Raw genomic sequence first — 24,016 nt, forward strand, 5'->3', positions numbered from 1 at the left:
GCGCCGTCGTCGAACTGGCCGCCGAGCACGGCCACGTCGTGACCGCGTTCGCGGACTCCGAGAGCGCCGTCGTCGACGCCGACGGCATCGACGCCGACGCGGTGCTCGCGAAGAAGCGGGAAGACGGCGTGGTCGGCGACGCGGACCCCGAGTCGGTGTTCGACGCCGACTACGACGTGTTGGTGGAGGCGACGCCGACGACGCTCGGCGACGCCGAACCCGGCTTCTCGCACGTCGAGCGCGCGCTGGCCGACGACCGTCACGTCGTCTTGGCGAACAAAGGTCCGGTCGCCGAGCGCTACGCCGACGTGCGAGCGCTCGAAGCCGAGAGCGAAGGGACCGTCCGCTTCGGCGCGACCGTCGGCGGCGCGCTTCCCATCCTCTCGACTATCGAGGACGTGGGCCCGTCGCGCGTGTCGGCTGTCTATGGCGTGCTGAACGGGACGGCGAACTTCGTCCTCTCGCGGATGGCCGCCGAGGGACTCGACTACGAACACGTGCTCGCGGAGGCACAGGACCTCGGCGTCGCCGAGGCCGACCCGACCTTCGACGTCGACGGCACGGACACGGCGCTTAAGGGCGTCATCGTCGCCAATGTCCTCTCGGACGGCGAGACGGAGTACGCGCTCGACGACGCCGAAGTCGAGGGGATTCAGGAGCTTTCGGGCAGTATGCTCGACCTCGCCGCCGAGGACGGCCAGACGATTCGACTCATCGTCGAAGTCGCGGACGGCGCGGTTCGCGTCGGCCCGCGGTTAGTGGCCCGAGCCACGGGGCGGTCGCCCCGTCGGGAACGGAAAACGCCGTCCAAATCGAAGCCGACTACTGCGGTCGACTGGGTATCACCGGCCAAGGTGCCGGCGGTCCCGAGACGGCGAGCGCGGTGCTGACGGACGTCGAGCGACTCGCCGACTGACGCCGGCGGTCGAGTCCGCGGCGAGAAGAGATGAAACGAGTCTGCTGACGGCGGGCGGCCGCAGGGTCGCCGGCGTCAGTCCGAGAGCGTCAGTTCCTTCGGCACCGACACCTCGCTCCGGATGGTGTCGATGACCTGTCCGTCGACGCGCTCGTTTTTCGTGAGTTCGATGAGCGAGGCGAGCTTTTCGAGCGGAATCTGCCCCGGCGCGTAGTCGTTGTCGTCCGCGAGGAGGGGCGCGTATCCGAGCTTCGACCCGTAGAGGTGGCCGATGACGCGCGTGTGGCTTCCGATTTCGCCCATCGAGATGCCGGCGACGTCGATGCCGCGGTTGGTCGCGTCGTTGACGGCCTCCAAGAGCGTGAGCGTGTCACCTTGATTCTGGGGGAAGACGGCCACCTTGGCGACGTCGCCGAACTCCGCGCACTGCTCGATGATGGCGTCGAGCACGTCGCGGTCGGGCGTCTCCTCGAAGTCGTGATGCGAGATGATGAGCTGCACGTCGTTCTCGCGGAACTCGTGGGCCAGCCACTCCTTGGCGCGGACGGTTTCGAGTTCGATGTCGACGAACTCCACGGCGTCGTACCGAGATGCGGAAAACAGGTCGTCCAGCCGGCCGGTGTCGCTCGCCTTTCCCCCGAACCAGCGAGCGCGATTGGTCGCGATTATCGGGAGTTCGCCGTCGTACGCGGCGAGTTGTTCGAGCGGGTCGTCCGCTTGGTCCATTCGGAATTCGATGAGGTCTGCCACCCCTCGCGCGTCCACCTCTCGTGTGAGGTCGTTTGTTGTCGCCGCCAGTGCAGACTCGTCGAGTTTCATGTGAACGCCTATCACCCCGCCGCCTATAAATGTTAGCTGTCGACGCAAGAGTTCTCACCTCCTCGTAGACGGTGAGAGACGCCGTTTTCGGCGGATTTTCAGGAACGTTCATCGACGATGTCGAGTTTGAGCCGAACAGTTATCAGTCCCAACTTGAATGTAGCCGAGAAATCGTCGATATTCGGGAGTCAGAGTCGGCCATCTGTTCTTCGACGGGGCGAACGGGCACCGGCAGTCGGCGTCCGTCGGCGACGCGATGCCTCCGTGAGCGGCCGGCCGTCCGGTCGTCCGGGACCCTCGGTTCGAACGGCGTTCGCTCGGGCCAAAACGGCTCTGTTTGAGCCGAATATAACTGTTCTCATTGAGTATAACATATCTGATATAATTGGCGGATTATCGAGCACGCCGCTCCCGAACCGAGACGCTTCTCGCTGTCGACGGTCGCGGGCGGTCCTCGGACGCACTCGCCGGCTCGGCGCGAACTGTCGCGTCGATGCGCCACGCGTGTTTCTTCAGGGTTCACCTCGCCGAAGCGACCCATTCGAGGAGGTTCGACAGCGTTCCGAGGTCGATGTCGTCCTGAGCGCGCTCGTCACTCACGATGGGCGCATAGGCGATAGACGCGCCGTAGAAAACCGCGATAACGCGGGTGTGGCGGCCGATATCTCCCAGCGCGTAGCCGGTGACTCGCACCCCCCGCTCGGAGGCGGCGTTGAACGACTGTAACAGCGCGAGCGAGTCCGACTTCTCCTCGGCGGCGACGACGAGCTTCGCCACGTCGCCGTAGCCACTACATTCTGATATTACCGTCGATAACTCCGATTTCTGAGGAGTCCTCTGTCGGTCGTAGTGGGAGACGATTAGTTCGACGTCATGCTCGCGCAGTTCGTCCCGAAGCCACTCGCACTCGCGGATCGTCCGCAGCTCCACGTCGACCATCTCGACGGCGTCGAACGCGGCGGCGGCCGCGAGGGTCTCCAGTCGGTCGGACTCGCCGGCGGTGCCGCCGGCCCACTCCGGCCGGTTCGAGACGATGAGCGGGAGCGTCCCGTCGTAGTCGTCGAGCGCGTCGAGCGGGCGGGTCGCCCCGTCCATCCGGAACTCGACGTAGTCCGCGATGCCCTCCGCGGCCGCCGCTTCGGTCAGCGTCTCGGTCACTCCGGCCAACGCGTATGCGTCCGCTGCCATGGAACTCGATACCGAACACTCGCATAAAACAGTTCCCCGCCGAGCGCTCCTCGGCGTCATCTGTCAGTCCCCCGAAACCCGACGCTCAGTCACGCACGTCCGCGTTTCGATACTGTTGGAACGGTACGAGAGTCACGGAATCCCCGTCGTCGACGCCGCTCCCCCGACCACAATTACAACATTAACTCTGTAATTATCATGGTCTTACAGGCCAAATTCGTTTCAACGATGTCGAAACGAGAGGCGTCTGTGGCGGCGGGTTTCCGACCGAGACGAACTTACCGCCGCCACCAAGATTTAAATCGGGGAGTTCCGTATCCCTCAGTATCGATGGTTACGCAGCAAGTCCTAGTCACGGGTCCGTTCGGTGAGGCGGGCGAAGCGATTCTCAACCACCTCGCAGAACGCGACGAGTACGAGTTCACGTATCTCGACCGGACCGAACATCCGGAGTACGAGACGTTCGTCGCCGACATCGCGGATTACGAGGCCATCCGCCCGGCGTTCGACGGGCAGGACGCCGTCATCCACCTCGCCGCGCAGTCCGACGCGGGCGCGGCCTTCGAGGACATCGTCGAGCCGAACATCATGGGGACGTACAACGTCCTCAAGGCGATGGAGGACGCCGGCGTCGAGAAGCTCATCTACGCCTCCTCCCAGCGCGTGATGGGGCTGTACGAGGAGGACCTCGCGCCCGACCTCTACGAGGAGGACTACCCCAGCGAGTACGACCCGCTCCGACTCACCCACGAGACGCTCCCGAAGCCCGACGGCTACTACGGGGCCTCGAAGGTGTTCGGCGAGCACATCTGTCGGACGCACGCCCGCCGCGACGGCGCGCCGAGTCAGGTCTACTCGATTCGCATCTCCAGCGTCCGGACCGAGCGGTACGACCACCCCTACGGCGACGCGGAGCGCGGCGTCGACCGCGGCGACGAGCACAAAGTCGAGGAGGGCGAGGTGTGGGACCAGTCGCAGACGGGGTCGTGGGAGCGCGGGAGTCCCGAGTACGAGGAGATGGTCAAGCGGCTCAAGGCGACGTGGACTTCCCAGCGGGACTTCGCGCACCTGCTCGAATGCTGTCTCGAAGACGAGTCGGTCACCTACGACACGTTCTACGCCGTGAGCGGCAACAAGGCCCGCTGGTTCGACATCGACCACGCGAAGGCGGTCCTCGACTACGAACCGGCCGACGACGGCTCCGAGTGGGACAGCCCGCCCGAGTGAGACGACGAAAAACCGTCACCGCGAGCGACGGCCACGCCCGGCGGCGGTGAGATACCTCGCTCAGTACTGCTTGATTTTCAGCTCGATGATGTTCTTCTTGTTCAGGAGCGCCGGCCCGAGTTCCTCTTCGATGCGGCCGTCCTCGATGCGGCTCATCGGGCCGCTGATGCTTATCGCACCGACGGCGTCGTCCGGTTCGGAGACGATGGCGGTCCCGACGGCGCAGACACCGGGGTAGTGTTCCCCGCGATTGATGGAGTAGCCTCGGTCGCGAATCGCTTCGAGTTCCTCGTGGAGCGCCTCGCGGTCGGTGATGGTGTCGTCGGTCAGGGCCGGGAGGCCGCGGCGGTCGACGATGCGGTCGACCTCGTCCCGCGAGCGCTCCGCGAGCATCGCCTTCCCCGTCGCCGTCGAGTGGAGATAGAGGTGGTCGCCGAGCGGCGCGTCGTCGTCGATGGACTCCGGGCTCTGGGCCTTGTAGAGCTGGACGGCGAACCCGTTTTGCTCGACCGTGACGTTGGTGTGCTCGCCGGTCTGTTCTTTCAGTTCGTCGAGCTCCGGCTTGGCGACCCGGTACAGCGCCATCCCGTCGCGCATCGCCCCGCCCATCTCAAGAAACCGGAGGCTACAGCGGTACTCGCTTCCGACCTTGACGACGTAGTCGGTGTCGACGAGCGTCGCCAGGTGGATGTGCGCCGTGCTGACCGGCATCTCCATGTCCTCGGCGGTCTCCGACAGCGTCGCGCCGTCGACCTCGCGGAGGTATCTGATGATGTCGAACGCCTGCTCGACGCTCTGTATCCGCCGCGAGCCCGACCCGGTGGAGTTCGTCATGTCCCGACCATGGGCCACCGCGTCCCTAATAGCACCGATTCGTTTCAACGATGTTGGATTTCAAGGTGGCGAACGCTTCGGCCACCGGCGTCACGTGCCGAGGCGTCGCTCGTCGTCGGTCGGGTTCTCGGGAAAAAACGCGGGCCGCGCGGATGGCATGACTGTCGGTGGGCGGACTGTTCGGGGCGTTCGCAGTCGCTGTCCGCCGCGTCTTCGGTGGCGTTACTGAATCGAGTCCTCGGGACCGACGATGGTCAGGTTCTCGAACAGTTCGTCGTAGCCGTTGAGTTCGTAGAGATACTCGCCCTCAAGGACTTCCTCGCGGACGGAGTCCTCGGCGCTGAGCTTCTCGTGGGCGCGTTCGAGGACCTCGTCGGCCCCCTCGCGGGGGATGACCGCCAGCCCGTCGTCGTCGCCGATGACGATGTCGCCGGGGTCGACGCTCACGCCGCCGACGGAGACGGTGACGTTGATGGAGCCGGGGTCCTGCTTGAGGGGCCCTTGCGGGTTGACGCCGCGGCCGTACACCGGGAACTCCATCTCGGCGATTTCCCGGCTGTCGCGGTACGCGCCGTCGATGACCAGTCCGGCGAGGCCGTTGGCCTGACACGAGGTGCACATCAGTTCGCCGACGTGGCCGGTGTCGGTGTAGCCGTCGCAGTCGATGATGAGCACGTCGCCCGGCTCGGTCAGCGTGAATCGCCTTGTGGATGATGAGGTTGTCGCCGGGCGCGGCCTTCACCGTGACCGCGGTCCCGGCCATCTCGACGCCGTCGTAGGCGGGGCGAAGGCCGGCGTCCATGGTCAGTCCGATGTTGCCGGTCACGTCGGAGACGATGGTGCTCGGAATCTCCTCGAACGCCTCGACGAGTTCGCGGTCCGGTCGCTCTACGTCAGGCTCTATCGTGTGCATACCCGACCCGATGCGGACGATTCACGTTAAACTATCGGTCGGTCGAACGCTTGCGGTCCGCGCTCGCGCCTCGCGGGCTGCTGCTTCGGGCCGGACTGCCGTCGCTCGCGGTGGTTCGGGGTGCCGGCGAAAGGGAGAAGGGCGCAGGTACGTGTCGCGTGGTGAGTCGGTCAGTCGCGGGGCTCGGAATTCGACTGCGGCGTTACTGCTTTTCGATGCCGAGTTCGTCGACGAGGTTGCCGTAGAACTCGTACTGCTGGTCGAGGAAGTCCTGGAGCTCGTCGGGGCCGCGTTCGACGCGGATGAAGTTGTTGTTCTCCATGAACTCCACGAACGAGTCGTCCTCGTAGACGGCGCTGTACACGTCGGCGAGCTGTTGTTTCAGCTCGTCGTCGATGCCGGCGGGCGCGAAGTGCGCGAGCCACGAACCGATGGAGATGTCGAGGCCCTGGTCAGCGAGCGTCGGCGTGTTCGGCAGCGCCTCGACCTGCTGGTCGAACGCCACGCCGAGGGCGGACAGCCCGCCGTCTTGGACCTGCGGGGCGACCTCGGCCGCGCCGACCGCGGTACAGTCGACCTCGCCGTTCACGACGGCCGTCATGGCCGGGGCGGCTCCCTCGTAGGAGATGTGCTCGACGTTGACGCCCGCCTCGCTGGCGATGCCGGCGGCCGCCATGTGCCACGACGAGCCGAACCCGGAGTTCGCCATCTGCAGGGTGTTGTCCTGCCCGTAGGTAATCCACTCGTCGAGCGTGGAGAACTCGGCGTCCTCGCTGACGACGAGCGCCGCGGGGAACTCGGTGTACTGCATGATGGGCGTGATGTCGTCGGGGCTGAGGTCGGCGATTCCGAGGTGCTCGAACAGCGCGATTTCGGGGGCCGTACAGCCGATGGTGTGGCCGTCGGGGTCGGCGTTGGCCGCCGCGTTCATCCCGACCGAGCCGGAGCCGCCGGTCTGGTTGCTGACGTTCCACGAGACTTCGGTGTGGTTCTCGGCCGCGTCGGCGACCGCGCGGCTCGTTCGGTCGGCCCCGCCCCCGGCGGACCACGGCGAGATAATCTCGACCGGGCGGGAGGGCCACTCTTGCTCTCCCGAGAGGCTGCCGAGACAGCCGGCCGAGAGCGCAACCCCACCGACGCCGGCGGCCTTGATGAAGTTCCGTCTGTTCAGCGCGCTGCGTCCACTCCGATTGCTAATGGTGTCGTCTCCCATTGTACTCGAATGTTTGAACAATCCATACAATAAGCATTGTGGTCGCTCCGAATATGGCGCGGCGGTCGATATCGCGTGCGGTCGGACGGCTCGCGCCGCCGCGAGCGCCGGGTCTGCATAGAGAGTCGCGCTCGACGGCGCGCGAGCAGACTCCGCGAGCCGCGGGTCCCCGTCGACCGACCCCGCAAGCTTCTCCCCCAAGAACGTAGATTTATACCCCGGCGGTTTTCAAGGAGATGTATGCGCGGGTTAGCCAAAACGAGCCGAGAGCCCGGAGCTATGGAACTCGTCGACGTCGAGACGCCCGAGCCGGCGTCGAACGAGGTCCTCATCGAGGTCGACTACGCCGGGCTCTGCGGGAGCGACGCGGGAATCTACAAGTTCAAGTCCGCCTTCGAGCGGATGGAGATGCCGACCATCATCGGCCACGAGTACACCGGCCGCGTGGTCGAACGCGGCGACGACGCCACCCGGTTTTCCGTCGGTGAGCGCGTGGTCGAGCGGCCGATTCGCGGCTGCGGCGAGTGTTTCCAGTGCCAACTCGGCGAGGAGAGCATCTGTCAGGACGCGGTACTGACCGGCATCGACCTCGACGGGGCGTACGCCGGCTACATCGCCGTCCCCGAGTCGGCGCTCCAGACGGTCCCGTCGAACGTCGAACCGAGACACGCGGCGCTCGTCGAGCCGACGGCGATCTGCACGCGCGCGGTCATCCGGAACTCTCGCGTCAAGGCCGGCGACCGAGTGCTCGTCGCCGGCCCGGGGCCCATCGGATTGCTCTGCGCGCAGGTGGCTGCCTCGCAGGGCGCGGAAGTCGTCGTCGCGGGCGTGGGTCGGGACACGAACTACCGACTGCCGCTCGCGGAGGAACTCGGCTATCCCGCGGTCAACATCGAGGAAGACGACCTGACCGCCACCCAGCGGGAACTGACCGGCGGCGTCGGCTTCGACGTGGTCTTCGACACGACCGGTCACCCGTCGGGACTGCCGATGGCCGTCGAGCAGGTCCGCAAGGGCGGCCAGATCGTGCTCGTCGGCCAGACCGGCGAGACCACGATGGAGTTCACGCCGCTCGTCCGCGCCGAGGTCGACCTCCAGTGTACCTACGGCGCGACCTTCGAGGACTTCGAGCGGGCGTTCCGACTCATCGGCTCGGGCGACGTGGACCACGCGACGTTCCTCGACGACCGGTTCCGGCTCACCGAGTCCGAAGACGCCTTCGAGGCGTTCCTCGCCGGCGAGACCTGCAAGCCGGTGTTCGACGTTTCGGTCCTTCGGGACTGACGCGACCGATACCGTCTGGTTCGCATCTCGTTCCTCTCAGTCACCGTTCCGTCACCCCCGTCCGTGTTTCGGTCGACATCTGCGTTCGGAGCGGCCGCTCCGCGGTCGGTCGTCTGAAAAGCATGCCGTTGGTGGGCTATCGAGGGGGGTGATGCCGCCGGTGCCGCTCGGCTCGACGGGGCGGGGTCACTCCGGGCGGGGGTCCCACTCGCGCTCGACCAGGAAGTCGTCGAGTTTGCCCTTGGGGTCCTCGAAGACGTGCGAGCCGTGGAAGACGAGAAGCGTCTCGAAGTCGTACTGAAGCAGGTCGTAGAGGTTGATTTCGGCGGCCTCGTGGTCATCGTTGAACAGCGCCGGCGGCGGGAGGAGATACCCCGCGGGGAGGCCCGCGCGGTCGGCCCCGTCGAGGGCGTCCCCGGAGATGAGGATGCCGCGGTCTTCGAGCAGGAGCGCCGACGTCGCCTTCGTGTGGCCCGGCACCTCGATGACGCGGATGTCCCCGTCGAGCACGTCGCCGTCGGTGAACGTCACGTCCGGTTCGTAGTCGATGGCCTCGTGGAGCTTCGACTCGTTGGCCGACGCGACGAGTTCGGGGCCGAACGCCTCCATCACCGACGGGAGGCCGCCGTGGTGGCCGTGGTCGCCGTGGGTGATGATGACGCGGTCGACGCCGCCGTACTCCCGCTCCAGAACCTCGACTAACTCGTCGCCGTCCTCGTCGAAGCCCGTGTCGACGAGCGTCGTCTTCCCCGCCGGCGTGTCCTTCAGGACGAGGACCCGGACGTGTTCGAACTGAATCTGGTCGATACCCTCGGTGACGTTGCTAACACTCATTCCGGTGGAACGGTAGCTCGCAGCGCTGGTTAATTCTATCGATGGACGCGAAACGCGGCGTCGCCGGCGACGAACGTGTCTGATTCGTGACTGTTCCGGCCGGTGGCCGCGACCCGTCCGTTGGCGGCTTTCCGTCGGTGGGAGCCGGTCCCGAGCGTAACGGGATGGTCACTTCGACCACAGTTCGTCGTTCGTGTCGAAATCGTGACTTTCAGCGCCGAACGGGCGCGGAAAGACCAATATATTTATTACACACGATTGCTTGGTATCATACCACGAGGCAGAACAAATAATGGTGATTCAGAAAGTCGGGGCCGCCCTTGATAGAATCGGCTTGGAGAGCGTTCGTTCAAGTCCGCTGTCAGTCTTCTTCATCCTGTTTTCGGTCGTCGTCATCTTCTTCGCGAGCCGGTTCCCGTCGGGTGACGGCGTCGGGCCGTCGTTCTTCCCGATAGCGGTGTCGGTCGGCATCATCTTCTTCGCGGGTATCGACGTACTGACCGGTTCCGAGACGGAACTCGAAATCTCGGAGTTCGACTTCAGGCCGGCGGCCGCCGTCGCGGCGTTCCTCGTCGGATACGTCCTGTTGATGCCGGTTTTGGGGTTCCTCGTGTCGACCATGCTGTTCATGCCGGTCGTCCTCTACTACTCGAACATCCGGTCGAAACTGCTGGGTGCGGCGCTATCGATTGGATTCCCGATCGCGCTGTTCTACATCTTCGCCCGGATTTTCCTCGTGCGCCTGCCTGAAGGGGTTATCCCGGTGTCACGGCTGCTGCCGCAACTTCCGCTGGTGGTGACCTTCTGATGGTCGTCGAATACATCACCCAGGCGCTCGTCAACCTCGCCGACCCGTTCGTCCTCCTGCTCATGGTCGGCGGGATACTCCTCGGCATCCTCATGGGCTCGATTCCGGGGATGACCGCGACGATGACCATCGCGGTCCTGCTGTCGTTCACCTTCACGATGGAGCCGAGTCAGGGGATGATTCTCCTGTTGGGCATCTACGGCGGCGCGGTCTACGCGGGGTCGATTCCGGCGATTCTCATCCGCACGCCGGGCACCCCGTCCGCGGCGGCGACCATCTTCGACGGCCACCCGCTCTCCCAGAAGGGCGAGGCGGGTCGTGCGATTCGCGTGAGCACCATCGCGTCGTTCGTCGGCGGCGTCATCAGCGTCTTCGCGCTGATGTTCTTCTCGCCGGTCATCGCCGACGCCGCCCTCCGGTTCCGGTCCCCGGAGTTCTTCGCGCTCGCCTTCTTCGGACTGACCATCATCGCCAGCGTGAGCGGCGACTCGCTCACGAAGGGCATGGTCTCGGGGCTGCTCGGGATGCTCGTCGCGACGGTCGGTATCGACCCCGTGACCGGCTTCCACCGCTTCACGTTCGACGTCCCCGAACTGCTCACCGGCGTCGAGTTCATCGCGGTCATGATCGGCCTGTTCGGCATCGCCGAGGGGCTCCGCAAGTACTCCCAAGGCATCAACAGCGGGAACGACCGCGTCGACCAGGAGATAACCGGCGTGTTCCCCTCGCTTTCCGACCTGCGGTCCATCGCGCCGGTCAGCGTCGGGTCGGGCATTCTCGGCTCGTTCATCGGCGCGATTCCCGGTGCGGGCGGCGACATCGCGGCGTTCATCACGTACAACGAGGCCACCCGCTGGCTCAAAGACAGCGTCCCGTCGTTCGGCGAGGGGAACATCCGCGGCGTCGCGGCCGCCGAGTCCGGGAACAACGCGAGCACCGGCGGCGCGCTGATTCCGACGCTGACGCTCGGCATCCCGGGCGACTCCGTCTCCGCCATCCTCATCGGCGCGCTGTTGGTCCACGACGTGAACCCCGGTCCGGGCCTGTACCAAGAGGAGCCGGTCCTGCTGTACACTATCTTCGTCGGGTTCCTCCTCATCTACGTGTTCATCCTCATCTTCGGCATGCTCGGCGCGAACTACTGGGCGCGGCTCATCAACATCCCGAAGTCCCACATCTGGCCCGTCATCCTCGTGCTGTGTGTCATCGGAGCCATCGCCCTCCGCGGCAACGTGTTCGACGCGTGGATTATGCTCGGCGCGGGCGTGTTGGGCTACGCGATGCGGCTCCGTGGCTACCCGCTGGCCCCGATGGTGCTCGGGCTCATCCTCGCACCCATCGCGGAGGAGAATCTCCGTCGGTCACTCGTCCTCTCGGGCGGCTCGCCGACCATCTTCCTCACGAGCCCCATCGCCCTCGTCATCATCCTGCTCGGTCTGGGCGCGATTGCGCTGCCCGCCGTGCGCTCGATTCGCGCTAACGCGTAACGCCGCTTCCGTCCCCGCCGCTTTTCTCACGCCGCGTTCGGTCCGCCGTCTGGTTTCCTCTCGTAGTTCTCACCCGAGTTGGGAACCGACTGCCCGGCGTTATCGACGCTCACGGCGCTCCGACGGCTAGCAACGCGAGCGCTCGGAGTCAATACCGGAGCGGGCCACTCGAACTGAGCGGCTGTGTTCCGAGGATGTTGAAATACAGTGATAATTTTCTACTGTCAAGGCATGGAATTACAGACATATTACTGTAACGAATCTGGGGTGATTTCGGTCGAGTTACGACATCATTGAAAGGTGTGTCCGCCCGACGGTCGACGCCGCGTGTTGGCGGGGGGACGGCCGTCGAAACGGCGAATCGCGTCGACGCGGCGCTCGGCGGTCGCTTCGAGTGGGATTCGGCGAAACGATATTATATCCCACCGTGGTACACACGGGTATGGTCGTTGTTGCAGCGGTCGACCGTTCAGGTCGGTCATCACACGTTGTCGCGGAAGCCGCATCGCTGGCGGCGGCGTTCGACGAACCGGTCCACGTCGTCCACGCGCTGACCCGCTCGGAGTTCGTCGACCTCGGGCTGACGAGCGCGCAGGCCGAAGCGCCGAAGGACATGGAACAGATTCGGTCGGCCGCCGCCGAGATGGCCGAAGACTCGGTATCGGGGCTGGACGTCCCGTACGAGACGGTGGGGCTGGTCGGCAGCCCGGCCGACGAAGTCATCGAGTACGCCGAAGCCCAGGACGCGAGCTACATCGTGGTGAGCCCGCGACGCCGCTCGCGCACCGGAAAGATGCTGTTCGGGAGCGTCGCCCAGTCGATTCTCCTGAACGCGCCGTGTCCGGTCGTTTCGACGCTCGCCGACGAGGAGTAGCGTCGCTCCGGGGCGATTCGCCGACCGGCCGCCGCTCGGTGCCGACTGTCGGACGCCCGTTACACGCGGCTGAGAACGCGCGTTTCCCTTTTTAACGCCGCTCGTCGTAGCGTCGACCGCACATGACCGTGACAGCAGTCGCAGACGGAGTGTACACGATACAGTTCGACCACGTCCGCGTGTTCGTCATCGAAGACCGGCCGACCGGCACGACCACGCTGGTCGACGCGGCGTTCCCCGACGACGCCGAGGAGTTGGTGTCCGCGCTGGACTCGGAGTTCGGCGGCGTCGACCGACTCGTCGTCACCCACGGCGACGAGGGACACTTCGGCGGGACCCCCGCCGTGCTGGACGCGTTCGACCCCGAACTGCTCGTCCCCGGCGGCGCGAAGGGATTCTACGACGCGCTCGACGTCGAGGCCGACCGCCACTTCCGCCACGACGACGCGCTCGACGGCGGGATTCGAATCGTGCAGGTCCCGGGGCACACGGTCGCAAACAGCGGCCTGCTCTTGGAGGACGACGGCGTGTTCATCGCCGGCGACGTGGTCGAGGGGTCGGACCGCCGCGGCCTCCCGCCGGGGTACCTCGTCCCGCCGGCGGCGCAGTTCAACGACCTGAGCCACGAGGAAGCCGAGCGGAACCTCGTCAAACTGTTCGACTACGACATCGAGACGGTCCTCGTGAGCCACGGCACGCACGTCGAGGAGGACCCGCTCGGGAAGTTGGACGACTGGCTCATCGACCGCCAGTGGACGCTGTCGTACTGAGCCGTTTCGAGTCGGTTGGCGACGCACCCGACGGGCCGCCGCGGAGACGCACAGCTAGCGGCGATTCGAGAGCCGGCACTGTCTGGTTAAGTCAGTTTGAGAAACGAGCAGGTCGTTGAGACAATTCGGGATGAAGGTCGCAGACCCGCTCAGCGAGCGCTTTGCGGCGGGTTCTGAAGAAACCGAGCGCGTGAGTTGACGGCGACGCGACGAGACGCGCAGCGTCTCGTTTGCCCACCAGAAATCAAAGATTTCTGGGAACGTCCCAGACTCGCAGAGCGAGTTTGTGGGTTCGGAAGACGCACTGCGTCTTTCGGACGTTCACGAGCGCAAAGCTCTCGTGCGCCCGTTAGGGCGTTCGACGCCCGGCTCCGGACGACTAACTGTCCGCTTAAAGAACAACAGAGAATCTCCGGATACTTGGTGTTCAACGCTCTCACCAAGGCGTCTGGAAATTCGCATGTCGGCTGGCTGTTAGTGGTCACAACCCGACTGAGACGAAACCGAAACGGATTGCGGTCGACGAGGCCGCTGTCAAAATCAGTGGCGAGTAGTATTGTTCATTTAACACAACAAAGATCGGGACAACCCCGATTTTTGACGTCGAATCGTTCGGACGAACTAGTGCTGATTCGACTGCAGCGTTTCTCCATCGGTTCTCTGAGAAATACGGTCTCTAAGGCGCTGTACTCTCCGTTGACGGCTACGGTTATCCGACTGTGATCTCTCGGTTAGGATTGAGCGGTCGGCTTGACGACGTTGAGCGAAACCTCGCCGGAACGTGGCTTCACACCCGCTAAATCCGAGTCGAACGCTTCTGTGATACCTCAGTGGTCAGTCGCGCGGTCGTCTGCGATGTTCTTGTCTTATATATTCAATACTGTGTGTCCAACGACCGCATCAATCGCTCGACGGAAGAACACCGGTCGAAGGTGACAACTAGACAGTGCCAGCGGGCGAAACGTGTTAGGTTTCTCATTGACATCCCCCCGCCCTGAAGGGCGGGGTTTTAGCCTCGAATCTTTCATAACCACAGTGGGACTCCGACGAGCGCGCCGACGCTCGACCACGCCACCAGCGGCGCGAAATTGTGACCGTCGTTCGTCCGCTTTACATCGCTGGACGGAGACGCGCCAACAGATCGAGATCCCATTGCTGTGTTCGTTCCCAGAGCAACACCGCGGGCGGGAGTGCGATCACCGCCGCCAGGAACGAATAGGTGACACTCAGGCCGATTAGGACGCCGAAGTTGCCGAGAATCGGGGTGATGGCGAGCGCGAGCGCGCCGGTCCCCAGCGCGGTCGTCAGCATACTGCCGAACAGCGCGCCTCCCGTTCCGGTCAGCGTGATCATCATCGCTTCGTGCGCACCCGTCGTCGCATCGTACTCGTCGATGAAGCGATGGGTCGTGTGTACCGAATAGGCGATACCGACCCCGACCGAGATGGAGAGAATCGTCGCGGTCAGCGCGTTCAGCGTGATGTCCAGATACCGCATCGTCCCGAGCAAGAACGCGATGGCGATCAGTATCGGGAAGACGTTAACCACGCCGAGGAGCGGTTTGCGCTCCAGGATTCCGTATATCGCCACGAGGAATGCGGCGGTCAGCACGACTGCGAGGACGAGTCCCTGAATCGCCGACTGGAAGATGCGGTCCATCACCGCCGCACGGACGACGATATCTCCCGTGGACGTCGCTTTAAACTGGAACGTGTCTGCCAACTCGTCCCCACCGGTCGTCACCTCTGTCTGTGAGGCATCGGAGTCGGTCTGATATTCGACCAGCGCGGACCGGTAGTCTTCAGTGAGGTACTGTTCGGCCCGCCCGCTCGCCGAGGATGCGAACAGTTCGTCGTAAATTCGTTCGAGATTCTGGTCGGGTATCCCGTTATCGTTCTGGTCGTTCCGAGCGACTAAGGCGGCGAACTCTTCGTCTTGATCCGCGTGGGATTGAATGACGGTCACGATGCTCTGTGCCTGTGCTTGCCCACCGGGTCCAACTGCGAACGACTCCGGGGGGTTGTCGTTCGGAGCTACGAGGGTTTCGAGCGCGTGATCTTCCTTGAAGTTTCCTTCGGCATATATTTTCACGGTACTCCCCTGACTGCTCCCGAACTTATCATCGAGCAAGTTGATCGTTGACGTGATCGTGTACTCGCCTGGCGCGAACGGTTCAGGTAAGCCCGTGACGTAGGCCGGGAGCTCCTCGGGCGGGAGGAAGTCCTCGTTTTCGAACGAGGTGCCGACGCCGGCCCCGTACGCGCCCATGGCGACACTTGACAGGACTAGTCCCAAGACGATTACCGTCGGTGCGTGCTGGCTCACCCGTGCGGGGAACGCTAACACCCGTCCGAGGGCTGAGTCCTCGGACGCTATCGGAGACGAGTTGAACTCCGGGACGCCGAGACGCGTGCGCACGTTATCGCACACCAACTTGGCTGCGGGTAGAAACAGCCCGAAGATGAAGAACGTAAACAGGATACCGACCGCTGACGCGATGCCCAAATTCCGAATCGGCGTCAGGTCAGAGATGACGTTTGCACCGAATCCGAACACCGCAGTCACGGTGACGATGACGAACGCGATCAGGAGCTGGGCGTTCGCTTCTCGCATCGCTTCGACCGCTTCGAACCCGCGTTCCGTCTCCTCTCGGTAGCGGTTGATGATGTGGATTCCGAAGTCGACGCCGACCGCAAGCAGTAACACCGGGACCGAAATCATCTGCTGGCTGAACGGAATCCCCGAATACCCGAGGAACCCAAACGTCCAGATGATCGTCATCACGAGCGCGACCAGTCCCAACAGGACGTCGATGGGGTCACGGTATGCGACCACCAAGAAGAACAGTAACAGGAGGATCACGACGGGCATCACAATCAGGAGCGAGTCCTGCACAGACTGCGAGATCTCTGTTTCGGTCGTCCCTGACCCGAACGCACGGACGTCGCCCGGCGTATCGTCAGCGACCGCTTGAAGGTCCGTCTGGACGGCAGTCAGGTCGTCATCACCGAAGCTCCCGGGGAAGTCATGCGAAATCGTCGTAATTGACGCAGACGCGGAGACGCTGGTCGGATTGAAATCGTTCGACACTACTCCGGCAAATCGGGGTCCATCTCGGAGTTCTCGAACTGCCTGTCTGATTTCGGACGGAGTCGCACGTTCGAGCGTTCGCCGATGTTCTGCCGGCGTCGTCGCCGACGGGTTGAGATGCTGCGCAATGATTGGAGCCGGGCCACGAGCCGATTCCATCCGGAACTCGTCGCGTTCGGCAACGCGTTCGAGCAGGCGAGCGTCACGGACGAGTGCCTCCTTCGTCAGGACGTTGCTGTTCGTCCGAATGAGTTGCGGTCGTCGTCTGGGCATCCGTCTGGAACGGCTCCTCGAAGTTCTGCTCGACCTCTTCGAGGGTCGCCTGTTCGGGTAAGTCATCCGTGAACGCGTCAAGCCCGCCCGCGCTCATCTGTACAGACCCTAACCCGCCGATGAACACGCCCGTGAGCAGCAAAAAGGCGATGACAACTACGCGCGGGCGGTCCACGATTGTCGTGTTGAGTCGTTCTGTCGCCGTTTCAATCCTCTCAGCCAGTGGCATTACTTACGCCTCCAGTAGACGACTGCGACACCGCCTGCGACAACCACCCCCAATCCTACGATGAGCGTGATGGGCGACACGCCGCTGTTCTGCGGTTTGACAGCGTCCAGCGGCTTTCTGAACGTGTCGGTGAGATGGGTGCTGCCGTCGCTGTCCGTATACCGGAAGTCGAACGAAATCGGATACGTGCTTCCCGCCGTTGCAGCGGACGCCGCAGTCACTTCGAACGCCAGCGTCGTGGACTCACCGGGCTCTAAGGACTCGATATAGCTCGTGTCCGAGGCCCCGGCGCTGAGGGGGTCGTCGGCGAACAGCCGCGCTTCGACGTCGGTGACCGTCTCGTTGAGGTTGTTCGTCACTTCGACGGTGACGACCCGCGATTTACCCACGGTGATCGTCCGGTCGGAAACCGCGAGTCCGAATTCGTCTCGGTCCGGGCCGATAGTCGCCAGGAGGTCGAGTTTGTCGTAGGTCCGCCGATCTCCGTCGCCGTCACGATACCGAACCTCGACGTTGAGTAATTTGTCGCCGACCTCCGCCTCACTCGTAACTTCCATCGGGAGTCGGAAGGACTTAGATTCGCCCGGAGCGAGCGACCCGACGGCGGTGGAATCCTCGCTCGGGACGACGGATGCCGGATTGTCCACCGGCCGAATCGTCACGCTTCGTACCGTGTTGGGGCCGGTGTTCTCGACTGTGCCGACGATCTCTCCGTCTTCGCCCACTCGGAGCGACGAGGACACGTCCGAGAAGGCGAACGACTGTGCGGGGAGCGATTCGACAGTGGTCGTGATCGGGTCGGACGTACGACTAATGCCGTCGGTGTCGTCGTAATTGACCACCAGATCCACCGCGTATGCGCGCACTGCCGAGTTGGACTCTAGCGCGGCACTGTACGTGACCGTCCGGTTTTCGCCCGGCTCCCAGTCGCCGACGGACGCCGTCGAGGACGCGTCGCCGGACTCGAACGTCAGGGAGCTACTCTTTGACTCTGCGTTCACACTCGCGGCTTTCGCAACTTCCGAGCCGGTGTTCCTAAGCGTGACCGAGATATCGTTATCGTCGCCGACTTGGGCCGTCGCGTTTGTCTCGATGACCTCGAACCGAGCGTCGTCCTTGATCTGAATCGTTATCGAGCCGGTCTGCGTTCGCGTGGAATCGGTTCCTTCGGTGGTTCCGCTGGGACCGTACCGAAGTTGGCGGGTGTACGAGTACTCGTAGGTGACGGGAATTTGATAGGTTCCCGGCTCGGCGTCTTCCGGAACCGTGACCGAGACTGTCTTCTCCGTGCTTCCAGTCGGGAAGTTCCCGATAGACACCTGTCCGGTTTGGACGTCGATCGGTGCGTCTTCGTCGTCTACCTCGAACGTCAACCCCCTCGCAGTCATCACCTCCTCTTCGTACTGCGATGGACCGTGTTCGATAATCAGTCCGCGGTTGACAACCGAGATTGTGAGCTCGTCAGTCGTGCCAGCTGAAAGCGTCCCGGACGACGTTGCAAACGTGATGTCCGGGTTCCCAACGATGTCTCCGGACTGTGACGTCTGAGCGGTTGCAACGGTGGGGACCGCACCAGCGACGAACCCCACGACGAGAACGGCGGTGAGCACGATGGCCAGCGGCCGCGAGCTACGAAATGTATTTTGTATCATTCTGATCCTTACTGAGTACTTAGTCAAATCCGCGGCGGGGAGATTAATGTGTCGGTCCAGGTCGACAGCGTGCGTGACTCTGACGTGGTGACCACCGCGTAGATGGCAGATAGATAGCCTCCAGCGACCATCATTCGAGGAGGGTAACCGCTAATTAGGTGGAGGGGCAACTCGACAGCATGGACAAACGGGCCCCTCTTTTTGTCGACGAGCCTGACGATACCAAGACGGAGATATTGAAAGCGACGTTTGACGCCCTTGCCGAGCACGGATATGCCAATCTGACGATCGACCGAATCAGTCAGCACTTTTCCAAGTCAGAGGGGTTGGTCTTCTACCATTACGATGGAAAAGACGACGTTCTTTTGGACCTTCTCAACTACTTACTTTCTCGATTTAGACAGGTCGGGATGCCCGTCTCTGACGATGGAGACCCGGAAACCAGACTTCGGAGCCTCTTTGACCAAGTTATCCCCGAGCCCGACGAGCAACAAATCCGAGATTACGAAACGGTACTGACGGAGTTGCGAATGCGGGCCGCACAAGACGAAGCGTTCCAAGAGTGCTTCAATCAGTCTCAAGACGTTTTCCGCGAAACGATACGGGAGATACTGCAGGACGGTATCGAATCTGGCGATTTCAGGGAGATGGATCCGGAGTTAGTCGCGAATTTTCTGGTAACGCTCGTGAGCGGGCGGACGTTTGAACGGGTGACGACAGGTATCTCTCGCCCCATCCAGTCAGAGCTGGATAACTATATCAAATACAGGCTCTTGGCAGACGCGGAGGACAACGTCTGAGAACGTGGGAAGACGGCTCTCCCACTGTTCACCCCTTAACTAGACGGTGCCCCGAGAACCCGATAGATAATAATAGCAGATATACTGGAAAATAGATAGTTCCGTATCGCGGAATTGGCCCGATTAACGGTTCGAAAACGGAATATTCCCACTACACACGGTCGAAATGGCTAACTTCGCGTATTACTCGGTCGCAAGTGTTCTCGTAGTTTGGCGATGACTCATCACTGCTAATATCCACACGAATCGCTGATTTAGCCATCCTATAGGGTGGTTCGCTCCTACAGTCTCTCTCCGCTGTACGAATCGCCGGAACGTATCTCTCGAAGGTAATTCGCGGGTTTAGTCTGATCGTTGTCGTTAACGAGAGTCCCCGACGGACCGGCCGTTTGTCCGGCCGCGCGACGCCCGCCCCGGCCCTCAGTTCGGACGCACGGCGACCGTCAGGTCCGTCCGCGACCGCGGCGTGGCGATGCGCACGTCCACGAGGACGGCGACGACGGATTCAATTGCGACGCTGAAGAAATACTTGAGATAATATATTTACTCAAAAGTACTAGAAGATCTATCTTATTGGATCGCTTCCTACTGTGCCTGTGGACTGTTTTGATGGAGTCGTATCCGTTTTCTGGACGTGGTGACGGGCCTGATCGCTCTCGACGGCGTGCCCTACATGACGAACATCGTTGACCAAGACGGGGGCTTGGAAGCGTCGCTCACCGAAACACTGATTCTGGACGCCTACAGGACATTCCTCGCCGCCGACTGGACCGGATCCATGGGAGCGCACACTGGGTCCAAACCGGAAGACAACGCCGAACACACCTACGAAGTCTTCCAGCCACGTGCCGAGCGCGTGAGCGCTGTTTCAGCCGGTAGTTAGTTCGGACGCATTGCAACCGCCATTTCGACTGGAGCACACCCCTGCAGACGCCCGCAACAACAGCCCAAAACAGCCATCGTGCCGACCAAACAAACACTGGCCATCGCGACACAAACAACGGCAGCCATCGTGAGGCGGTATGCAACTCGAACGATGCGTAAGAGACGCGTGCTGGCGAGCGACCACGGGCAATACGGCTGTCGCCGCGCGCTGAAGAGGTGGGGAGTAGCGACGAGTGAGTCGGGGTGTACGGGACGAAAGTGGCCCGAACGACACAATCGAAAACAGGCAATACACCACCTGTACGATGGGTTGTACTGGGAACTGGGGTACGTGGATAGTCGTGTCTCGCGGCGTGGAGACGGGTGTCCACGCCAGCGGACGAGGTGAGTGTTGAACCGAGACACGTCGCGAGCGGCAGCAAGCGTGGGTACTTCGAGCGAATCGAAGTCTCGATAGAGATCGAATTGGGGGGATCGACGCGTCGTCGCCACACCCCTGATCTCGTCATGACGGAAGACACCCTTGCGGAGAATCGACGTACATGTACACCCCTGGAAATCGGGGCTGTAGCGCGTGTATCGCGGTTTATCCTCCCCACGAGGGGTGTAGGGATCGGCCCCAATTATCAGCCACGTGAACGCACGGGAAACAGCTATCATGGACCTGTCGAGACCACAACTCGCAATGACGCCACCACTCCCGACACGAGAACAGCTGCCAAACGCTCTCCTCGAACAGGCGACGTGGGTGGGATGGCGCAGACAGACGCGTGGTGGAGACGAAACGAAGGTTCTTCGGGACGTGACAGGAGGGGACGCATCGGCAACCGACCCGGTGACGTGGACGACGTTCGACATAGCGCGTGCGTACGCGACCGATGGCCCAGCCGACGGCGTGAGCTACGTGTTCACCAACGACGACCCGTTCGTCGGCGTCGCTTTCGACGCCTGTCGGGACAGCGAGACGGGTGTGACCGACGACTGGGCACAGAAACTCATCAACCGACTGGACTCATATACGGAAGTCAACCCCTCGGGGACGGGTTATCACGTCATCATCCGCGGGGAGTTCCCCCCGGGCGGTACCCGAACCGCGAACCTCGAACTGTACGATCACGCGCAATCCTTCAGCGTGACCGGCGACCACGTCGCAGGAACGCCAACCACGGTGGCCGAGCGACAGGATGCGCTCGACGCGATTCACGCCGCGTACTTCGGGACCGCTGACGACGCGGAGCCAGCGACAGCGACGACGGCCGCGCAGACGGAGCCACAGGGAACGACAACGACGGGTGCAGACGACAGTCGGACGGCAACCGACGCAGTTGACACCGCGTCGTCGTCGACTACCCGAGAAGCCTCGTCGGCCGAACGGCCCCCGACGGTCCCGTCGCCACTCGGCGCGCGTGAGGTAAGTGGTCGGATGCAAGCACTCACGACGCAACTCGAATCGGTACTCGATGAGAACGAACAACTACAGGCGACACTTGAGGCCGAACGGACAGCGCGCGAGGCGGCCGAAGCGCGAGTGCGTGCGTTAGAAGCGGACGAGGATCGTGGTGAGTGGTCGTTGTTCAGGTGGTTGCGGTCGTGATGGGTGTGGGGAAATGGACGGTTAGCCTGGTTGCTGTGGGTTGGGGCGTGTGACTTCGAACGCCCCCGCGGCGATAACTCGAGGGCCTCCGTGCGCGCCTCGGCCTCCGGCCTGCGGTGCTACAGTCGGCCGTCTTCGTTCTCGCCGCGGCCCCGTTCAGTCCCACCCGGTGGCTGGTCGGTGGTCGTCGCGTCTGTGGTCGACGTCTGTGCGCGCCAGTATTTTGTGGCGCGCCTGCAGGGGTGCAGGCGCGTGTGTTGGCCTGCGTTGATTCACCAAGTGTACTATGAGACGGAGCCGACTGTTGACGAAGCGACCAAACAAACGATGGCATTCGAACTGTACGCGTGGCTTCGGCTCTACGCGGACGAGGGTGTCGACTCTGCGGATCTCGTCCAGTTGTTGTTGCAGACGGCTGTCGTCGTCGACGAACCGGACGGGGTGCCACGGACGCCGCCGGGCGGGGATACGACGGCGTACAAACAGCTGTTAGCGCGGACGGACGAGGTGCGCGAGCGGTTGGACGTTAGTGACGTGAACAAGTAGGATCGGAATCTCTCGCGTCACTTCGAACTCGTTCCGCGGTCGACGACGATTCGCCGCGTCTGGTTAGCGTCGAGTCCGAACAAGAGTCCAGCGAGGAAGAGGAGTTCGTTCCCCTGGTAGTACTGCGTCGCGATATAGTTGATGAGGCCGATCTCTGGCGCGGCCACACCGAAGATGACTAACAGAAGCGCGACGATGGCCGCGAGTCCGGCAACCGTTCGAACCACCACCCCCGAGACGAATCCGACGAGGAACACGACAACTGCTGTGAGTAGACTCATCGACTCTCTCAGAGGTGATGCAGAACTAAAGGCGTCGTGGCCCATCAGCTTCCTTCACCTTGTGTTAAGAAACTCACCCACACAGCTCTCCTCTCGAAACGCCGGAATCGAGAGGTAGAACTTGTGTTCCGACCAGAGTTCGTCGAAGGCGATTCGGTCGGTTCCCTGTGTTTCGGCGACCCGCTTGAACGCCGCTTGCATGTCGTCGATGGCGATTCGTGTTGATGGATTGCTCCCCGAAGTGGGATTGAAAACTTTGCTGACCGCCGTTCGGTCTGTTCGACTGCCATCGCTCTCGTGGATACACTTCGTGTCGACGAGTGCGCTCGTGACGTGTATGTCGAGCGGGACACGCAGGTCTGCCACCCACGAGTCTCGGAATTCGAACGCGTGAACGACCTTCCGGAGGTACTCGTTCGCAATCTTCCGACCAACGTCGTCGATCGAGGTGAGTAACTCGTATGCCTCGTCGTGTGTGTCTGCTGCACGGAACGCGTCAGTATCGAACTGCTTCTGGGCGGCGGTCAAGCGAGTCGTGCCAATGGATCCTGCTCGTTGCCGGACCGTAATCGCAAACACACGGTTGAGGTCGTCCTCAATCGTCTCAGGTGTAATTTCGTAGATGGTCTCGTACTTCTGGCGTGTGTAGTGGACGTGTCGGCCGACGCCACCGTTATCGTCGGTCGGAAGCGCTTCGAGGACGGCCCCCAAGCGTTCCTCATCAGTCTCGAGTCCCATGTGAATACTTCGCACCGGAGCTATGTGACGATATCGCTGGCTGTCACGTCGGGTCTCCAAGCAGTTCATCAACGGCGTGACCGAATAGTGGGCGTCTCCCACGCGTCGCTCTCGTCGCTCTCGTCGCTCTCGTCGCTCTCGTCGCTCTCGTCGCTCTCGTCGCTCTCGTCGCTCTTGGAGTGAACAGCGACGCGCGTCCGTACGCTTGGGGGCGACTGCTCGGGTTGTGCGCGCTCCGGCGGGCAGACCGTTCCTGCCGGGCCCGGGCATTTCGCGCTTCCGTTGCGTCTGCGACGGACGGGGCACGGTCGCGGGGCCGGGTCGGGCCGGGTGCAGCCACCCGATACCGGTCAGCCCCGAGGGCGGGTCTGCGAGCACTCGACCCGCAGCCGGGCCGTGACCGAGACCGGGCTGGCTGCATCTTCACCAGCCGTTGCGTCGGCGCTCCCTCGATGCGGTCGCGCCGCCGACCGGCTGGTTCAGACGTGGCCGCTTGCGCGGTCCGGGCGGGCTGCTCGCCGTTCGGGCGATTGCCCTCACCCCTCGTTCGCCCGGGCTGCGGTGGCTATTGGGGGTTCGCCGTGCTCACCCCCAATATGCCACGGTCCGGGGCTCACTCAGGGCTGGCTGTGCGGCCTGCCGGGCCTGCGCTCAAACTCGGCCGCGACGAGCTGTGGGTCCGCGGGCATCCAGCCCGCACCGGGCTACCGCACGAGGCGTTTCCGTTGCGTCTGCGACGGACGGGACAGGCTCGTGCGGGT

The 24,016-nt window shown here is 63.1% G+C and carries 18 protein-coding genes and 4 pseudogenes; 12 read left to right on the plus strand and 10 right to left on the minus strand.

Going from position 1 to position 24,016, the window contains the following annotated elements; translation table 11 throughout:
• Positions 1–916 (plus strand): annotated as a pseudogene (locus tag ATB1_RS07095) (homoserine dehydrogenase); the annotation flags it as partial.
• Positions 917–991: 75 nt separating this feature from the next.
• Here the strand turns inward: ATB1_RS07095 and ATB1_RS07100 are convergent.
• A complete protein-coding gene (locus tag ATB1_RS07100; protein ID WP_082256324.1) occupies positions 992–1,666 on the minus strand; it encodes a type I 3-dehydroquinate dehydratase in 675 nt (224 codons plus the stop codon).
• Between the two features lie 588 nt (positions 1,667–2,254).
• Positions 2,255–2,923 (minus strand): type I 3-dehydroquinate dehydratase, encoded by a 669-nt coding sequence (locus ATB1_RS07110; protein WP_042662941.1) that lies wholly within the window; start codon positions 2,921–2,923, stop codon positions 2,255–2,257.
• Between the two features lie 330 nt (positions 2,924–3,253).
• On the opposite strand from ATB1_RS07110, the gene ATB1_RS07115 reads away from it, so the two are divergent.
• Complete coding sequence (locus ATB1_RS07115) at positions 3,254–4,150, plus strand: NAD(P)-dependent oxidoreductase (protein ID WP_042662942.1); 897 nt, start codon at positions 3,254–3,256, stop codon at positions 4,148–4,150.
• A 60-nt stretch (positions 4,151–4,210) separates the two neighbouring features.
• On the opposite strand, the gene ATB1_RS07120 is transcribed toward ATB1_RS07115, so the two are convergent.
• From ATB1_RS07120 to ATB1_RS07130, 3 genes and pseudogenes are all read right to left on the minus strand, one after another.
• Complete coding sequence (locus ATB1_RS07120; RefSeq protein WP_042662944.1) at positions 4,211–4,984, minus strand: IclR family transcriptional regulator; 774 nt, start codon at positions 4,982–4,984, stop codon at positions 4,211–4,213.
• Positions 4,985–5,206: 222 nt separating this feature from the next.
• A pseudogene (locus ATB1_RS07125) lies at positions 5,207–5,897 on the minus strand (4-carboxy-4-hydroxy-2-oxoadipate aldolase/oxaloacetate decarboxylase).
• Between the two features lie 202 nt (positions 5,898–6,099).
• Positions 6,100–7,110, minus strand: coding sequence for a tripartite tricarboxylate transporter substrate binding protein (locus tag ATB1_RS07130; RefSeq protein ID WP_042662945.1), 1,011 nt, complete (start codon positions 7,108–7,110; stop codon positions 6,100–6,102).
• A 240-nt stretch (positions 7,111–7,350) separates the two neighbouring features.
• Between ATB1_RS07130 and ATB1_RS07135 the strand changes: the two genes are divergently transcribed.
• Positions 7,351–8,394: a zinc-binding dehydrogenase gene (locus tag ATB1_RS07135; protein WP_042662947.1), complete on the plus strand. Its 1,044-nt coding sequence runs from the start codon at positions 7,351–7,353 to the stop codon at positions 8,392–8,394.
• Positions 8,395–8,580: 186 nt separating this feature from the next.
• On the opposite strand, the gene ATB1_RS07140 is transcribed toward ATB1_RS07135, so the two are convergent.
• Complete coding sequence (locus ATB1_RS07140) at positions 8,581–9,228, minus strand: MBL fold metallo-hydrolase (protein WP_042662949.1); 648 nt, start codon at positions 9,226–9,228, stop codon at positions 8,581–8,583.
• A gap of 292 nt (positions 9,229–9,520) precedes the next feature.
• Here ATB1_RS07140 and ATB1_RS07145 point away from each other — a divergent pair, with 292 nt between their 5' ends.
• The 5 genes and pseudogenes from ATB1_RS07145 to ATB1_RS24540 form a co-directional block, all read left to right on the plus strand.
• Positions 9,521–10,036, plus strand: coding sequence for a tripartite tricarboxylate transporter TctB family protein (locus ATB1_RS07145; protein WP_042662951.1), 516 nt, complete (start codon positions 9,521–9,523; stop codon positions 10,034–10,036).
• Positions 10,036–11,523 carry a tripartite tricarboxylate transporter permease gene (locus tag ATB1_RS07150; protein ID WP_042662953.1) on the plus strand — a complete coding sequence of 496 codons (1,488 nt, stop codon included), beginning with the start codon at positions 10,036–10,038 and terminating at the stop codon, positions 11,521–11,523. Before ATB1_RS07145 ends, ATB1_RS07150 begins: the two co-directional genes overlap by 1 nt.
• A gap of 442 nt (positions 11,524–11,965) precedes the next feature.
• Positions 11,966–12,397 carry a universal stress protein gene (locus tag ATB1_RS07155; protein WP_042662954.1) on the plus strand — a complete coding sequence of 144 codons (432 nt, stop codon included), beginning with the start codon at positions 11,966–11,968 and terminating at the stop codon, positions 12,395–12,397.
• A 122-nt stretch (positions 12,398–12,519) separates the two neighbouring features.
• On the plus strand, positions 12,520–13,167 hold the full coding sequence (locus ATB1_RS07160; RefSeq protein ID WP_042662955.1) for an MBL fold metallo-hydrolase: 648 nt from the start codon (positions 12,520–12,522) through the stop codon (positions 13,165–13,167).
• 330 nt (positions 13,168–13,497) lie between these two features.
• A pseudogene (locus tag ATB1_RS24540) lies at positions 13,498–14,110 on the plus strand (IS6 family transposase); the annotation flags it as partial.
• A gap of 167 nt (positions 14,111–14,277) precedes the next feature.
• Here ATB1_RS24540 and ATB1_RS07165 read toward each other — a convergent pair.
• Both ATB1_RS07165 and ATB1_RS07170 read right to left on the minus strand, forming a co-directional pair.
• Positions 14,278–16,759: pseudogene (locus ATB1_RS07165) on the minus strand (RND family transporter).
• Complete coding sequence (locus tag ATB1_RS07170) at positions 16,759–18,147, minus strand: COG1361 S-layer family protein (RefSeq protein WP_042662965.1); 1,389 nt, start codon at positions 18,145–18,147, stop codon at positions 16,759–16,761. The pseudogene ATB1_RS07165 and the gene ATB1_RS07170 overlap by 1 nt, the downstream one beginning before the upstream one ends.
• A gap of 422 nt (positions 18,148–18,569) precedes the next feature.
• On the opposite strand from ATB1_RS07170, the gene ATB1_RS07175 reads away from it, so the two are divergent.
• From ATB1_RS07175 to ATB1_RS07190, 4 genes are all read left to right on the plus strand, one after another.
• Entirely contained in the window at positions 18,570–19,211 is a 642-nt protein-coding gene (locus tag ATB1_RS07175) for a TetR/AcrR family transcriptional regulator (protein WP_241768121.1), read from the plus strand.
• A 637-nt stretch (positions 19,212–19,848) separates the two neighbouring features.
• Positions 19,849–20,094 carry a hypothetical protein gene (locus tag ATB1_RS07180; RefSeq protein ID WP_128081433.1) on the plus strand — a complete coding sequence of 82 codons (246 nt, stop codon included), beginning with the start codon at positions 19,849–19,851 and terminating at the stop codon, positions 20,092–20,094.
• 687 nt (positions 20,095–20,781) lie between these two features.
• A complete protein-coding gene (locus tag ATB1_RS07185) occupies positions 20,782–21,690 on the plus strand; it encodes a hypothetical protein (protein ID WP_042662958.1) in 909 nt (302 codons plus the stop codon).
• 327 nt (positions 21,691–22,017) lie between these two features.
• Complete coding sequence (locus ATB1_RS07190) at positions 22,018–22,236, plus strand: hypothetical protein (protein WP_042662969.1); 219 nt, start codon at positions 22,018–22,020, stop codon at positions 22,234–22,236.
• Positions 22,237–22,253: 17 nt separating this feature from the next.
• Here ATB1_RS07190 and ATB1_RS07195 read toward each other — a convergent pair whose 3' ends face one another.
• Both ATB1_RS07195 and ATB1_RS07200 read right to left on the minus strand, forming a co-directional pair.
• A complete protein-coding gene (locus ATB1_RS07195) occupies positions 22,254–22,517 on the minus strand; it encodes a hypothetical protein (RefSeq protein WP_042662960.1) in 264 nt (87 codons plus the stop codon).
• A gap of 54 nt (positions 22,518–22,571) precedes the next feature.
• Positions 22,572–23,255 (minus strand): hypothetical protein, encoded by a 684-nt coding sequence (locus tag ATB1_RS07200; RefSeq protein ID WP_042662961.1) that lies wholly within the window; start codon positions 23,253–23,255, stop codon positions 22,572–22,574.
• Positions 23,256–24,016 lie beyond the last annotated feature (761 nt).

The sequence above is a fragment of the Haloferax sp. ATB1 genome, from assembly GCF_000730175.1.

Bases quoted from the DNA above. Each gene is read 5' to 3' on its own strand.
- ATB1_RS07110 (WP_042662941.1), bottom strand. From the start codon at position 2,923: ATGGCAGCGGACGCATACGCGTTGGCCGGAGTGACCGAGACGCTGACC.
- ATB1_RS07115 (WP_042662942.1), top strand. From the start codon at position 3,254: ATGGTTACGCAGCAAGTCCTAGTCACGGGTCCGTTCGGTGAGGCGGGC.
- ATB1_RS07120 (WP_042662944.1), bottom strand. From the start codon at position 4,984: ATGACGAACTCCACCGGGTCGGGCTCGCGGCGGATACAGAGCGTCGAG.
- ATB1_RS07130 (WP_042662945.1), bottom strand. From the start codon at position 7,110: ATGGGAGACGACACCATTAGCAATCGGAGTGGACGCAGCGCGCTGAAC.
- ATB1_RS07135 (WP_042662947.1), top strand. From the start codon at position 7,351: ATGCGCGGGTTAGCCAAAACGAGCCGAGAGCCCGGAGCTATGGAACTC.
- ATB1_RS07140 (WP_042662949.1), bottom strand. From the start codon at position 9,228: ATGAGTGTTAGCAACGTCACCGAGGGTATCGACCAGATTCAGTTCGAA.
- ATB1_RS07145 (WP_042662951.1), top strand. From the start codon at position 9,521: ATGGTGATTCAGAAAGTCGGGGCCGCCCTTGATAGAATCGGCTTGGAG.
- ATB1_RS07150 (WP_042662953.1), top strand. From the start codon at position 10,036: ATGGTCGTCGAATACATCACCCAGGCGCTCGTCAACCTCGCCGACCCG.
- ATB1_RS07155 (WP_042662954.1), top strand. From the start codon at position 11,966: ATGGTCGTTGTTGCAGCGGTCGACCGTTCAGGTCGGTCATCACACGTT.
- ATB1_RS07160 (WP_042662955.1), top strand. From the start codon at position 12,520: ATGACCGTGACAGCAGTCGCAGACGGAGTGTACACGATACAGTTCGAC.
- ATB1_RS07170 (WP_042662965.1), bottom strand. From the start codon at position 18,147: ATGACTGCGAGGGGGTTGACGTTCGAGGTAGACGACGAAGACGCACCG.
- ATB1_RS07185 (WP_042662958.1), top strand. From the start codon at position 20,782: ATGACGCCACCACTCCCGACACGAGAACAGCTGCCAAACGCTCTCCTC.
- ATB1_RS07190 (WP_042662969.1), top strand. From the start codon at position 22,018: ATGGCATTCGAACTGTACGCGTGGCTTCGGCTCTACGCGGACGAGGGT.
- ATB1_RS07195 (WP_042662960.1), bottom strand. From the start codon at position 22,517: ATGAGTCTACTCACAGCAGTTGTCGTGTTCCTCGTCGGATTCGTCTCG.
- ATB1_RS07200 (WP_042662961.1), bottom strand. From the start codon at position 23,255: ATGGGACTCGAGACTGATGAGGAACGCTTGGGGGCCGTCCTCGAAGCG.